This window comes from Acidovorax sp. LjRoot204, from assembly GCF_056175785.1.
The window spans coordinates 1-12,449 of sequence record NZ_JBGFFF010000133.1 but is presented as its reverse complement, the minus strand read 5'-3'; the positions used below and the strand labels follow the sequence as shown (position 1 = coordinate 12,449).

Sequence of the window (12,449 nt, the reverse complement as noted above, 5' to 3'; positions counted from 1 at the left end):
CCGTCCAGCAGCTTGATGGGGCGCACGGTCACGCCCTTGGACTTCATGTCCAGCAGCAGGAAGGAGATGCCGGTCTGGGGCTTGCCCTCGGTGCTGGTGCGCACCAGGTTGAACATCCAGTCGCCATGCTGGCCCAGGGTGGTCCAGGTCTTCTGGCCGTTGACGATGTACTTGTCGCCCACGCGCTCTGCGCGGGTCTTGACGCTGGCCAGGTCCGAGCCCGAGCCCGGTTCGCTGTAGCCCTGGCTCCACCAGACTTCGCCGCTGGCGATGCCGGGCAAAAAGCGCTTTTGCTGCTCGGCGTTGCCAAACGCCATGATCACCGGGGCCACCATCACGGGGCCGAAGGGGATGATGCGGGGCGCACCGGCCAGCGCACACTCTTCTTCAAACAGGTGCTTTTGCACGGCCGTCCAGCCCGGGCCGCCAAACTCTTTGGGCCAGCCAAAGCCCAGCCAGCCTTTTTTTCCCAGAATCTTGGCCCAGCCCTGCATGTCCTCGCGGGTCAGGCGCAAGGCGTTGTGGACCTTGTGAGAGATTTCTTTGGGCAGATTGGCGTGAACCCAAGCGCGAATCTCTTCGCGAAAGGCCTGTTCTTCGGGGGTGAATGCGAGATCCATGCGGTGCGTCTCCTAGTGATACTGCATTTGTAGCACGGTCGTTCGTTTTATTCCTGTCCGGGTGGCGACATTGGACTGAACTCAGGGGAAATGCCCAGCTCGGCGCACAGGCGCTGCACGGTGTTGCGCAGGCTTGCCACTTCGGCCTCCAGAGCGTCCACGCGGGCCTGCAGCGCGGGCGATGGGCTGGCGCTCGCACTGCCTGCGGGCGCATGGCTGGCGGTGGTGTCCACCGGCCCGCACATCAAATGCGCCCAGCGTTGCTCGCGCGCGCCGGGAGCGCGGGGCAGCTGCACGACCAGCGGGCCGCCCTTTTCGGCACTGCGCTCCTGCAGCTCGTCCAGAAAGGCTTCGACCGACGAAATGTCCGCAAACCGGTACCAGCGCTCGGCGTTGATGCGCAGCTCACCCGCCGTCTGCGGGCCGCGCAACATCAGCAAGCCCAGCAGCACGGCCGACTGCTCGGGCACGCCCACGCCACGCTGAAAGTTGTGCTCCCAGCGTGTGGTGCGGTTGCCGCTGCTCTCAAACGCCAGCGTCAGCAGTTTGAGTGAATCCAGTGCCTCCTGCGCCTCGGCGTCACTCAGGTTCATCACCGGATCGCGGCTGGTTTTCTGGTTGCAGCCGGTGACCAGGCCGTTGAGCGACATGGGGTAGCTGTCGGGCACAGTGCGCGCCTTTTCCATCAGGGTGGCGAGCACGCGGGCTTCGTTGGGGGTAAGGGGGCGGGTCGCAGGATCAAAAGGCATGGCTGGGATAATCCGAGGCAATTTATGAAGAACATCGTCATTCTGATCTCTGGCGGCGGCTCCAACATGGCCACCATCGTCCGCACGGCACAGCAGGAGCGCTGGGAGCAGCGCTACGGCGCCCGCGTGGCGGCCGTCATCAGCAACAAACCGGAGGCCGCCGGGCTGGTGTTTGCGCGCGAGCAGGGCATCGCCGCCGAGGCGCTAGACCACAAGGCCTTTGCCAGCCGCGAGGCTTTTGATGCCGAGCTGGCGGCCACCATCGACCGCCACCAGCCTGCCCTGGTGGTGCTGGCGGGGTTCATGCGCATCCTGACGCCTGGGTTTGTGGCGCACTACGCCGGGCGGCTCATCAATATCCACCCTTCGCTGTTGCCGGCCTTTACCGGCCTGCACACGCACCAGCGCGCCATCGACGCGGGCTGCAAGTTTGCGGGCGTGACGGTGCACCAGGTGACGGCCGAGCTGGATGTGGGCCCCATCCTGGACCAGGCCGTGGTGCCGGTGCTTCCGGGCGACACCGCCGAGACGCTGGCCGCCCGGGTGCTCACCCAGGAGCATGTGATCTACCCCCGCGCCGTGCGGGCGCTGGTGCGCTCCCTGTAGGGGGTGAGGTCGGGGCGAGGCAGGCCGGGCGCGTGGGGTGCCCACCGCTCCCACGTTGACAGGGTCAATGCTACTAAATTTATAGCTATCAAGGCATGATGCACTGGCGCATCTGGCCGATTTGGATCAGATTTCGTGTCCCAGGACCCACCCACCAGCCCCGGGGCCGGTTTCTGGCTCGCACAGCTCGTCAACTGACGGGCGAATCGCACTGTGCGGCCAGAAATCAGGGGCCCGGAGGGCGCCGCCGTGTCGTTCACACCTTGTCAGGCCACGGCGCTCAGACTGCTGGTGTTCGACACCGTGCGCCAGTCGCTGGCGGCGCGTTCGTACTGCTGCCGCGCAAAGTCGGCCAGCCGCGCCAGGTCGTTGCGGCCGGTGGACTCGGTGCTGGTGGTGGACTGCACCTGGCTGGTCAGTTGGTCGATGAACGCCTTTGACTCGCTGGCGCTGATGCTGGCATCGCCGTCGGTGTCGATGGCGTTGAACAGCGCGGTGATGGCGTCCTGCTCGGCTGTGCTGGTTCCGCCCGCCAGGCGCTCGGCGGCGGAGACCTTGCCATCCTCGTTGGTGTCTAGAGGGTCGTAGCTGGTCGCCGAGCTGCTGTCGGATGCGGCGCCAGCGCCACCTGCACCCCTCGGACCACCCGGAGGTGGTGGCATGCCGCCCATGGCCTGCATGTCATCGGCACCCGCGCCGGGGCCTGAGGGGCGACCCGCATCGAACTCGGCCTGCGTCAGGCTGCCATCACCATCGGTATCCAGCTGGCTGAACACGTCGTCGCTGCTCACGCCGGTCTGGCTGGCGGTGCCGCCGGACATGGCCTCCAGCAGGGCCTGCAGCTCGGTCTTGCTCACGGCGCCATCGCCGTCGCTGTCCACTTTGCCAAACAGGTCGTCGCCCGCCTGGCCGGTGGCGCTGGTGGCCGAATTGCTGCCTTCGCCACCGCGCGACTGGGCAAACGCCATGGTGGAGGGGGGCGGTGGCAGCACGCTTTGCAGAGTCTTGCCCAGCTCGTCGGCGTTAAGGCTGCCGTCGCCGTTGGCGTCGTATTGCTTCACCAAGTCGGCCGCGCTGGTCTGGCTGCTGACGCCGGTCTTCTTCGCCACGTCGTCCAGCAGGCCCTGCAATTCGGTGTCGCTCACGCCGCCGCTACCGTCGGTATCGATCTTGGACAGCAGCCGCTCCGGCGAAGGCCCCGGGCGCGATGCCCGCTGCACGCTCGCACTGGACCAGGCACTGCTGACGCTACTGATGGTCGTCATCGTTGTTCCTTTCGTTCCAAAGGTGGACCGGTGCCGGGCCCTCCACTGCGGAAGCCCTCAGCCATGGCCCGATCCCATTCTTGGGTGCGCGTGTCTCCAGGGTTTGTCCGCTTTGTACCAAGGCCGATACAAAGGGCAGATGCAAGGCATGAACAGGGGGGCAAAGGCCCGCCAGATTGCCCCGCGCAGGGGGCGCAGCCTCCCTAAACTTGGTGCGTTCTTTTGTGCCTGTGCCTGCCCATGCAACACATCCTGGTGGTGGACGACGATGTTGAGATCACCACACTCCTCACCGACTACCTGACCCGCTTTGGCTATGCTGCCCACGCGGCCTGTGACGCGCAGACGATGCGCGCCCAGATGGCCGCCCAGCCCATCGGCCTGGTGGTGCTGGATGTGATGCTGCCCGGCACCGACGGGATCACGCTGGCAAGGGAGCTGCGTGAGCGCTCGCGGGTGCCCATCATCATGCTCACTGCGCGCGCCAACCCGTATGACTGCGTGCTGGGGCTGGAGATGGGCGCGGACGATTACATGGGCAAACCCTTCGAGCCGCGTGAGCTGGTAGCCCGCATCCAGACCGTGCTGCGCCGCACGCGCGGCGCCGAGGCACCTGTGCGGCAAGGGCCTGATGAAGTGGTGCGGTTTGATGGCTGGACGCTGCACAGCCTGGAGCGGCATCTGGTGTCGCCCGGGGGCATGGTAGTGCCCTTGTCGAATGCCGAGTTCCGTTTGCTGTGCACCTTTTTGCGCATGCCGCGCCGCGTTTTCAGCCGCGACCAGCTCATGGAGCAGGCCCGCGGCCGGGCCATGGATGCATTCGAGCGAAGCATCGACCTGCTGGTGTCACGCCTGCGCAGCAAGCTTGCGGACGATCCGCGGTCGCCCTCCATGATCCGCACCGTGCGCGGTGCCGGGTATCTGTTCAACGTGCAGTCGCTGCAAGGGCAGGTAGGGTGGCCCCACTGACGCCAACGCAATTGCAGCTGCGCGCTGCAGTCCAGCGCTGCATGCCTGACACCCTGTTTGGCCGGCTCGCCCTGCTGCTCATCGCCGCCGTCATCGTGAGCCATGTGCTGGCGCTGACGCTGATGTTCGAGCTGCGCCCTGCCCATCCAGGCCACCCGCCCGGCCCGCCGCCGCACGCATTGGCGGCCGATGGGCGCCCATTGCCGCCGCCGGGGCCCGCACCGGGCTTGTGGAACGCACCACCGTCGCTGCAGCTGGGCCTGTTGCTGGACATCAGTGTGCGCCTGGCCGCATTGGTGGCTGCAGCTTGGTGGGCTGCGCGCTGGCTGTCGCGCCCCATGCGCCGGCTGGCCACGGCCGCACAGGAGCTGGGGCGTGACATCCACCGCACCCCGTTGCCCGAGGACGGCACGCTGGAATGCCGCGACGCCAGCCGTGTGTTCAACCAGATGCAGGCGCGCATCCGCCAGCAACTGGCCGAGCGGGACCGCTTTGTGGCGGCCGTGTCGCACGATTTGCGCACGCCCCTGACGCGGCTGCGGCTGCGCACCGAAAGCCTGGGCGACGCCCAGGCGCAGCAGCTGTTTCGGCGCGACATTGCCGAAATGGACGCCATGATTGCCTCCACGCTGGATTACCTGCGCGGCGTGGCGGGTGAGGAGGCTTGGGTGCATCTGGATGTGCAGGCCCTGGTGGACAGCATGGCGGACGACCAGGTGGCGATGGGCCACGCCGTCACCGTGGCGGGGCAGGCTGCCCCCTTGCGCGTGCAGGCCGTGGCACTGCGGCGTTGCCTGGACAACCTGGTAGGCAATGCCGTGCGCTACGGCGGCAGCGCCGAGGTCACGCTGCACGATGCGGCAGACGCCCTGACCATCGAGGTGCGCGACCACGGCCCTGGCTTGCCGCCCGAGGAGCTGGACCGGGTCTTGGAGCCCTTCTACCGTGTGGAGGCCTCGCGCAATCGCCAGAGCGGCGGGGTGGGGCTGGGGCTCACCATCGCCAGCGACATCGTGCGGCGCCACGGTGGCCGACTGGCGCTGCGCAATGCACCGGGCGGTGGGCTGGTGGTGGCCGCAGTGTTTCCGCGCGCTGTCGCCGGATATCAGTAGGGCTCAGGCGGCGGGAGCTTCGCCCTCCCATTTTTCAAACCGGGGGCGCAGCACGCCATCAATGAGCACTTGCTCCTCAAACATGGCGGCCGGCCGCACCCACAGGCCGCGCCGGCCATACAGTGCGCGGTACAGCGTCATGGGCTCCAGCGTCTCGCTGTGGCGCACGGTGTCGATCACTTCATAGAGCATGCCCTTGTAGTGGCGGTACAAGCCTGGTGGCGTGCGGATGAGCTCGGGCAGGTCGTCGTCGGTCATGGTGTTGCGGTGGCGTGAATGGTTAGGATGGCGGCTGAAAAAAATCAACCAGAGTGAGGGACGCCCGTGGATCAGGCAGATTTTGTGCACATGGTGCGCATGAGCGAGCATGCCAGCGCCGAGAACAGTCGCGCGTACCGCCGCAGTGTGGCTGCGTTTGCCGCCCTGGGTTATGCATGGGTGCTGGGGTGTATGGCACTGGCCGTGGGTATTTTGCTGTGGGTGGTGCCCCAGTTGCTGCAGGGGCGCTTTCGTTTCGCGATGCTGTGGGCCCTGCTGGGTGCAGGGGGTCTGCTGTGGGTGAGCCTGCGTGCGCTGTGGGTGCGGTTTGATGAGCCCCAGGGCGTAGAGATCACAGCGCTGGATGCCCCCGACCTGTTTGAAGCGCTGGCGCGCATCCGCCGCAAGATCAAGGGCCCCCCCATCCACAAGGTCACGCTGACCGACGAGTTCAATGCCAGCATCCAGCAACTGCCGCGTTTTGGGCTGCTGGGCGGCGCCGTCAATCACCTGAGCATTGGCCTGCCCCTGTTGATGGCGCTCGACCGGCCGCGATTCCTGGCGGTGCTGGCGCACGAGTACGGCCACCTGCGGGGCGACCATGGCCGCTTTGCGGCCTGGATCTACCGCACGCGCCTGTCGTGGATGCGCCTGAACCACAGCCTGGCCGACGATGAAGGCCCGGTCGCTGCCGCCACCCAGCTGTTCATGCGCTGGTACTTTCCGCGTTTCTCTGCCAAGACCTTTGCGCTGGCCCGCCAGGATGAATACGAAGCCGACCGGATCGCTGGCAAGCTGCTGGGCCGCGACGTGACCGCTGCGGCCCTCGCCGAGATCGAGATCCGGGGCGCGTGGCTGCAGGCAGAGTTCTGGGGCAGCCACTGGTGCGCAGCGGCAGGCAATCCGTTGCCGGTGGGCCCTTACCGCAGCATGCGCCGTGCCCTGGCCAAGGCCCCCGATGCAGCCWTTGCCAACGACGCCTTGCGCCAGGCGCTCAAACGCCTGAGCAATCTGGACGACACCCACCCCGGCCTGCGCGACCGCATTGAGGCACTGGATGCCACGCCCACGTTGCCTGACTGGTCGCGCGGCAACGCTTTGGCCCTGTTGGGGCCGGATGCCAAGCGCTGGGTGGCGCATTTCGACAAGCAATGGTGCCGCGACAATGCCAGCGAATGGAAGCAGCACCACGCCTGGCTGGGGCGCGTGCGCGCACGCGCCGAGGCCCTGGGGGCATCGACGGCACAGAGCAGTGCGGCCGACCTGGTGGAACTGGCCCGCCTCAAGCGCCACCTGGATCCGCATGCCGATGTGCGCGCCCTGTACGAGCTGGCCCTGCAGCGCAGCCCCGAATACCCCGCTGCACTGCGTGGACTGGTGCCTTGCCTGGCGGACGATGATCGGGAGGGCAAGCTCCAGCTGCTGCACCGGTTGTGGGAAACAGGCAGCAGCGACCGCTACTGGGCCGCGCGCACGGCATTGGCCGAGCTGGAGACCCCACGCCTGGGGCTGGACCACGATGCAGCCGCCTTCAAGCAGTGGCGCAAGCGGCTGGAACGCGCGCAAGAATCCGAAGAGCGGGCCTGGGAAGAGCTGTCGGGCACCTCGTTCTTCAGCCAGATCGTGCGGCACGACCTCAGCTCCTTCGAGCTGGCCGAACTGCAGTCCGAACTGGCCCGCTGCGCTCCTCTGGCCCGCTGCTGGCTGGTGCGCAAGAACCTGCGCGAGTACCCCCAGCGCAGGGCCTACCTGGTGTTTGTCGAGCTGCCGGGCATGGACGATGAAAGCCGCTATCACCTGTGCCGCGCGCTGGAGCGCAACCTGAGCCTGCCCGGCCCCGCGCTGGTGCTGTGGGCGGGCGAGTCACCGACGCTGCAGCAGATCGAGCGCTCGGCGTTCGAGCCGATCTATACCCGTTGACGCCCAGGCCGCGCATGGAGCGAATTGGCCGTTGAGGTTTGGCTCCCGCGTTGGGCGGGTGGGGGCGATGTCGCCAGGTTGGCAGGGAATGGGACAATCGCAGGATGCATCCCAAAGTTCTTCTCGACGCCTGCGCCGAACTGGTCAGGCTCACCCTCACGTTTGAACACCCCGCCGACGCGGTGGTGTCGCGTTTCTTCCGCGACAACCGGGGCCTGGGGCCGCGCGAGCGCGCCACGCTGGCTGAAACGGTTTACACCGTTCTGCGCAAGAAGCTCCTGTTTGACCACATGGCCCCGTCAGGCTCGGGTCCCAAGGAGCGCCGCCTGGCCATCCTGGGTTTCTATGGCCCGCGCGATTTCCTCAAGAGTGCGTTGACCGACCAGGAGAAAAACTGGCTGGACCAGTGCGATGCGGTCACGGTCGATGACCTGATGGAGCGCCATCGCCACAACCTGCCCGAATGGATGGTCAAGCCCCTGAAGGACCAGCTGGGCGATGGCTTCTGGCCGCTGGTGGAAAGTCTGGCCCAGAGCGCCCCCCTGGATTTGCGCGTCAATGCCCTCAAGGACAAGCGCGCCGATGTGCAAAAGGAGTTGGCCAAAGCTGGCATCAAGGCGCATCCCACACCGTATTCACCCTGGGGCCTGCGCATTGACGACAAGCCCGCGCTGACCAAGCTCGATGCCTTCACGCGGGGCGCCATCGAGGTACAGGACGAGGGCTCACAGCTGCTGGCCTTGCTGCTCGACGCCAAGCGTGGCGAGATGGTGGTGGACTTCTGCGCTGGCGCGGGGGGCAAGACGCTGGCCATTGGCGCGAGCATGCGCAGCACTGGGCGGCTGTACGCTTTTGACGTGTCAGCTCACCGCCTGGATGCGCTCAAGCCGCGCCTGGCCCGCAGCGGCCTGTCGAACGTGCACCCTGCCGCCATCGCCCACGAGCGTGATGACCGCGTCAAGCGCCTGGCGGGCAAGATCGACCGCGTCCTCGTGGACGCGCCTTGCTCGGGCCTGGGCACCCTGCGGCGCAACCCCGACCTCAAATGGCGCCAGTCGCCCAAGGCCATCGATGAGCTGGTGGCCAAGCAGACGGCCATCCTGGACAGCGCAGCCCGCCTGCTCAAGCCGGGCGGCCGTCTGGTGTATGCCACCTGCAGCATCCTGCCGCAAGAAAACGAGGCCATTGCCGAGGCCTTCAGCGCAACACACCCCGACTTCCAGCTGCTGGATGCTGGTGAACTGCTGGAGCAGCTCAAGGTCGAGGGGGCCAAGGGTTTGTGCAGCGGGGGCGCATCGGGCAGTGGTTATTTGCGCTTATGGCCCCATCTGCATCAGACCGACGGGTTTTTTGCCGCCATCTGGGCCAAAAAGGACTGAAACGCTGGAGGCAGGGCTCTAAACACCCTAAACCAGCGTAAATACTGTGGATTCCCCTGATCCGTTCAGAAACGGGCCCTCTAAAATTAATGACCTGTTTCGTTGGTGAGCGGGTTCTCTGTAGTAAGGTTTTTGTGAATATGCTGTTACCCGACTGGGCTGTACTGAACGCCGCCATTGACTGGCTGGGAAATGGGTTGTGGAACCTGTCCTGGTGGCAGATCGTGTTGTACACCCTTGCCACGACCCACATCACGATCGCGGCGGTCACGATCTTCCTGCACCGCGCGCAGGCACACCGCGCGCTGGACCTGCATGCCATCCCCTCGCATTTCTTCCGCTTCTGGCTGTGGATTGGTACCGGCATGGTGACCAAGGAATGGGTGGCCATCCACCGCAAGCACCACGCCAAGTGTGAAACTGTGGATGACCCCCACAGCCCCCAGACCCGCGGGCTGGACACGGTGATGTGGCGCGGCGCCGAGCTGTAYCGCGCCGAGTCSAAGAACAWGGAAACCATCAAGARSTWCGGCCACGGCACSCCCGAYGACTGGATSGAGCGCAATGTGTACACCCGCTACGGCTGGCAAGGCGTGGGCCTCATGCTCATTCTGAACTTGGCCCTGTTCGGTGCCCTGGGCGCCGCGGTGTGGGCGGTGCAGATGCTCTGGATTCCGTTCTGGGCAGCAGGGGTGGTCAACGGTGTGGGCCACTACTGGGGCTACCGCAACTTCGAGGCGCMGGACGCCAGCMSCAAYSTSTCGCCCTGGGGCMTSATCATYGGYGGCGAAGAGCTGCATAACAACCACCACACSTACCCCACGTCGGCCAAGTTCTCGGTCAAGCCGTATGAATTTGACATTGGCTGGGTGTACATCAGCCTCATGAAGAAAATTGGCTGGGCTACCGTGAAGAAGGTGCCACCCAAGTTGCAACTGGGCGATGTCAAGCCGGTGGCTGATGAAAAGACGCTGGAGGCCTTGATCGCCAACCGCTATGAAGTGATGGCGGGCTATGCGCGCGGTGTGCGCAAGGCGTGCAAGGATGAGATTGCCGCGCTGCAGGCCCGTCAGGCCGATGTATCGGTGCTCAAGGCCGCCAAGCGCTGGCTGCATCGCGATGCCGAGAAGGTGCCGGCGGGGGCATTGCCCCAGCTGGCCCAGGCCCGCGCTGCGCATCCGGCCCTGGACAAGATGGTGACCATGCGCGAAGAACTGCGTCAGCTGTGGCTCAACACCTCGCAATCCCGTGAGCAACTCACTGCTGACTTGCAGGCCTGGTGCCGTCGTGCCGAGGAGAGCGGTATTGCCACTCTGCGCGAGTTCTCCATCAGTCTGCGCGCTGCACGGGCCTGATGTAATGCCTTGGTGGCGCTGTTGGTCGGACCACTGACCCCGGCGCACCTCCCCATAAACCGCTGCAGGGCTTTGTGCCCTCAGCGGTTTTTTGTTTGCTGTGGACCTGCTGGCTCTCGAAGTTGGTGGGGAACAAGTCGTCGATGGCGGGAGGCGGTGCTGTAGTCATCGGGCTGCGTGGATTGCAGCCATGAAAAAAGCCGCCGGGCTGAATGCCGGGCGGCTTTTGGGATGACAAGAAAGAGACTGAATTACTTCAGCTTCATTTCCTTGTATTCSACATGCTTGCGAGCCTTGGGRTCRAAYTTCATGATCRRCATCTTYTCRGGCATSGTCTTCTTGTTCTTGSTSGTSGTGTAGAAGTGRCCGGTACCCGCRGTGGATTCCAGCTTGATCTTKTCGCGTCCGCCTTTGCTTGCCATGGTKCTACTCCTTAAGCYTGGCCRCGKGCACGCAGGTCTGCGAGCACSGMGTCGATRCCGTTCTTGTCGATCARRCGCAGKGCRGCGCTCGAAACACGCAGGCGCACCCAACGGTTTTCGGTCTCGACCCAGAAACGGCGGTATTGCAGGTTCGGCAGGAACCGGCGCTTGGTTTTGTTGTTGGCGTGGGAAACRTTGTTCCCCGTCATGGGCTTCTTGCCCGTTACGTCGCAKACGCGTGCCATGAGGACACTCCGATACTGATTAACGGCCGTTCGCTGAGCCCTGGGCTGTGTGCCCAGGTTGGCTTGCGGCCTCACCTCGCCAGAAAGGGTGGCGGTAACCCGATTTGCCTGTTTCGGAGGACCGCAAAAACGGGCCGAATTCAGCAAAGCCGCAAATTATAACCTGCAGCTCATTTTTTCATCAAGACTCTTGTTCGAGGAAGCGCTGGGCGTCCAGCGCGGCCATGCAGCCGGTGCCCGCGCTGGTGATGGCCTGACGGTACACATGGTCCTGCACATCGCCTGCGGCAAACACGCCGGGCACGCTGGTCTGTGTGGCAAAACCCTTGAGCCCACCCTGGGTGATGATGTAGCCGTTTTCCATCTCCAGCTGTCCCTGGAAGATCTCGGTGTTTGGCGCGTGGCCGATGGCGATGAAGCAACCTTGCAGCTTGATGTCTTCCGTGCTGCCGTCCTTCGTGCTCTTGATGCGGATACCGGTCACGCCCGTGTTGTCGCCCAGCACCTCGTCCAGAGTGTGGAACAGCTTGAGCTCGATCTTGCCCGCTGCCACTTTCTCGTTGAGCTTGTCCACCAGAATAGGTTCGGCCTTGAACTTGTCGCGGCGGTGCACCAGGGTGACCTTGCGGGCGATGTTCGACAGGTACAGCGCTTCCTCCACCGCTGTATTGCCGCCACCGACCACGCAGACATCCTGCTCGCGGTAGAAGAAGCCGTCACAGGTCGCGCAGCCGGACACGCCCTTGCCCATGAAGGCTTCTTCCGAAGGCAGGCCCAGGTATTTGGCCGATGCRCCAGTGGCCAGAATCAATGCGTCGCAGGTGTAGGTACCGCTGTCGCCGGTAAGTGTGAAGGGCCGCTTGCTGAAATCGACCTTGTTGATGTGGTCGAAGAYGATCTGSGTCTTGAAGCGCTCTGCGTGCTCSAGAAAACGCTGCATSAGCTCKGGKCCCTGCACGCCGTGCACGTCSGCRGGCCAGTTGTCSACCTCGGTGGTSGTCATCARYTGGCCRCCCTGGGCMATGCCSGTGATCAGCACCGGGTTCAGGTTGGCACGGGCGGCATAAACCGCTGCGGTGTAGCCCGCAGGGCCCGAGCCGAGGATCAGAACTTTCGCGTGTTGGGTGGTGGACATGGTAAAAGCCTGTGTTTTGCGCCCGCTACATGGGGCGCTGTTGGGAAAGCTGGGGGTTGAGCCGCCGAGTATCAACCGGCGTCCGCTCGCGAGAGTGGCCCCGTTTTCAATCACGGTGATTGTAAGAACCCATTGATAACCCGTTGCGGCTCCGGTTGGGTCGCGCCCCTGAAAGGAGATGTTTGCATGTCCACGATGTTGTCCAACCTCGACCTGCTGCGCCGGGTACCTTTGTTTTCGCTGCTGACGGTGGCGCAGGCCGAGGTGATCAGCGGCGCAGTGATCAAACGCCGCTTCAAGCGGGGCGAGGCGCTGGTGGAGCAGGGGCAAAAGTCCAATGCCCTGTTCATCCTGCTCACAGGGCGCGCCCGGGTCATGACCTCGGACAGCCGGGGGCGTGAGGTGATCCTGGCC

At 64.9% G+C, this 12,449-nt stretch carries 14 protein-coding genes; 7 read left to right on the top strand and 7 right to left on the bottom strand.

All coding sequences use genetic code 11. The annotated features are described in order from the left end of the window. Positions 1-620, bottom strand: a 620-nt coding sequence (locus AC04MI_RS19235; RefSeq protein WP_476498449.1) for an acyl-CoA dehydrogenase family protein, incomplete at its 3' end; no start/stop codon positions are given. A gap of 47 nt (positions 621-667) precedes the next feature. Further along, positions 668-1,369: a YceH family protein gene (locus AC04MI_RS19230; RefSeq protein ID WP_099729597.1), complete on the bottom strand. Its 702-nt coding sequence runs from the start codon at positions 1,367-1,369 to the stop codon at positions 668-670. Positions 1,370-1,393: 24 nt separating this feature from the next. Here AC04MI_RS19230 and purN point away from each other — a divergent pair, with 24 nt between their 5' ends. Then, positions 1,394-1,975, top strand: coding sequence for a phosphoribosylglycinamide formyltransferase (gene purN, locus AC04MI_RS19225; RefSeq protein ID WP_056061020.1), 582 nt, complete (start codon positions 1,394-1,396; stop codon positions 1,973-1,975). A gap of 266 nt (positions 1,976-2,241) precedes the next feature. On the opposite strand, the gene xopAW is transcribed toward purN, so the two are convergent. Further along, complete coding sequence (xopAW, locus tag AC04MI_RS19220) at positions 2,242-3,240, bottom strand: XopAW family type III secretion system calcium-binding effector (RefSeq protein WP_436078082.1); 999 nt, start codon at positions 3,238-3,240, stop codon at positions 2,242-2,244. Between the two features lie 240 nt (positions 3,241-3,480). On the opposite strand from xopAW, the gene AC04MI_RS19215 reads away from it, so the two are divergent. Next, complete coding sequence (locus AC04MI_RS19215; protein ID WP_056061026.1) at positions 3,481-4,209, top strand: response regulator; 729 nt, start codon at positions 3,481-3,483, stop codon at positions 4,207-4,209. A 41-nt stretch (positions 4,210-4,250) separates the two neighbouring features. Continuing rightward, entirely contained in the window at positions 4,251-5,321 is a 1,071-nt protein-coding gene (locus tag AC04MI_RS19210) for an ATP-binding protein (RefSeq protein WP_436078081.1), read from the top strand. A gap of 3 nt (positions 5,322-5,324) precedes the next feature. On the opposite strand, the gene AC04MI_RS19205 is transcribed toward AC04MI_RS19210, so the two are convergent. Continuing rightward, the gene (locus AC04MI_RS19205) at positions 5,325-5,579 is read right to left on the bottom strand and encodes a DUF1653 domain-containing protein (protein WP_121943516.1); all 255 of its coding nucleotides are present in this window, start codon (positions 5,577-5,579) and stop codon (positions 5,325-5,327) included. A 66-nt stretch (positions 5,580-5,645) separates the two neighbouring features. Between AC04MI_RS19205 and AC04MI_RS19200 the strand changes: the two genes are divergently transcribed. The 3 genes from AC04MI_RS19200 to AC04MI_RS19190 all read left to right on the top strand — a co-directional run bounded on the left by AC04MI_RS19200 (position 5,646) and on the right by AC04MI_RS19190 (position 10,233). Then, entirely contained in the window at positions 5,646-7,499 is a 1,854-nt protein-coding gene (locus tag AC04MI_RS19200) for a M48 family metallopeptidase (protein WP_476498448.1), read from the top strand. A gap of 104 nt (positions 7,500-7,603) precedes the next feature. Next, positions 7,604-8,878 (top strand): RsmB/NOP family class I SAM-dependent RNA methyltransferase, encoded by a 1,275-nt coding sequence (locus AC04MI_RS19195; RefSeq protein WP_108498116.1) that lies wholly within the window; start codon positions 7,604-7,606, stop codon positions 8,876-8,878. 140 nt (positions 8,879-9,018) lie between these two features. Continuing rightward, positions 9,019-10,233, top strand: a complete 1,215-nt coding sequence (locus AC04MI_RS19190; protein WP_476498447.1) for a DesA family fatty acid desaturase — start codon at positions 9,019-9,021, stop codon at positions 10,231-10,233. A gap of 251 nt (positions 10,234-10,484) precedes the next feature. Here the strand turns inward: AC04MI_RS19190 and rpmG are convergent, their stop codons facing one another. From rpmG to trxB, 3 genes are all read right to left on the bottom strand, one after another. Beyond that, positions 10,485-10,655, bottom strand: a complete 171-nt coding sequence (gene rpmG / locus AC04MI_RS19185) for a 50S ribosomal protein L33 (protein ID WP_476498446.1) — start codon at positions 10,653-10,655, stop codon at positions 10,485-10,487. Positions 10,656-10,666: 11 nt separating this feature from the next. Continuing rightward, entirely contained in the window at positions 10,667-10,900 is a 234-nt protein-coding gene (gene rpmB / locus AC04MI_RS19180) for a 50S ribosomal protein L28 (RefSeq protein ID WP_476498445.1), read from the bottom strand. Between the two features lie 181 nt (positions 10,901-11,081). Further along, the gene (trxB, locus tag AC04MI_RS19175; protein ID WP_476498444.1) at positions 11,082-12,035 is read right to left on the bottom strand and encodes a thioredoxin-disulfide reductase; all 954 of its coding nucleotides are present in this window, start codon (positions 12,033-12,035) and stop codon (positions 11,082-11,084) included. 186 nt (positions 12,036-12,221) lie between these two features. Between trxB and AC04MI_RS19170 the strand changes: the two genes are divergently transcribed. Further along, the coding region (locus tag AC04MI_RS19170) for a cyclic nucleotide-binding domain-containing protein (protein WP_476498442.1) at positions 12,222-12,449 on the top strand (228 nt) is incomplete at its 3' end.

Excerpts from the sequence above, each read along its gene's own strand:
- AC04MI_RS19230 (WP_099729597.1), bottom strand. The coding sequence starts at position 1,369 with ATGCCTTTTGATCCTGCGACCCGCCCCCTTACCCCCAACGAAGCCCGC.
- purN (WP_056061020.1), top strand. The coding sequence starts at position 1,394 with ATGAAGAACATCGTCATTCTGATCTCTGGCGGCGGCTCCAACATGGCC.
- xopAW (WP_436078082.1), bottom strand. The coding sequence starts at position 3,240 with ATGACGACCATCAGTAGCGTCAGCAGTGCCTGGTCCAGTGCGAGCGTG.
- AC04MI_RS19215 (WP_056061026.1), top strand. The coding sequence starts at position 3,481 with ATGCAACACATCCTGGTGGTGGACGACGATGTTGAGATCACCACACTC.
- AC04MI_RS19210 (WP_436078081.1), top strand. The coding sequence starts at position 4,251 with ATGCCTGACACCCTGTTTGGCCGGCTCGCCCTGCTGCTCATCGCCGCC.
- AC04MI_RS19205 (WP_121943516.1), bottom strand. The coding sequence starts at position 5,579 with ATGACCGACGACGACCTGCCCGAGCTCATCCGCACGCCACCAGGCTTG.
- AC04MI_RS19195 (WP_108498116.1), top strand. The coding sequence starts at position 7,604 with ATGCATCCCAAAGTTCTTCTCGACGCCTGCGCCGAACTGGTCAGGCTC.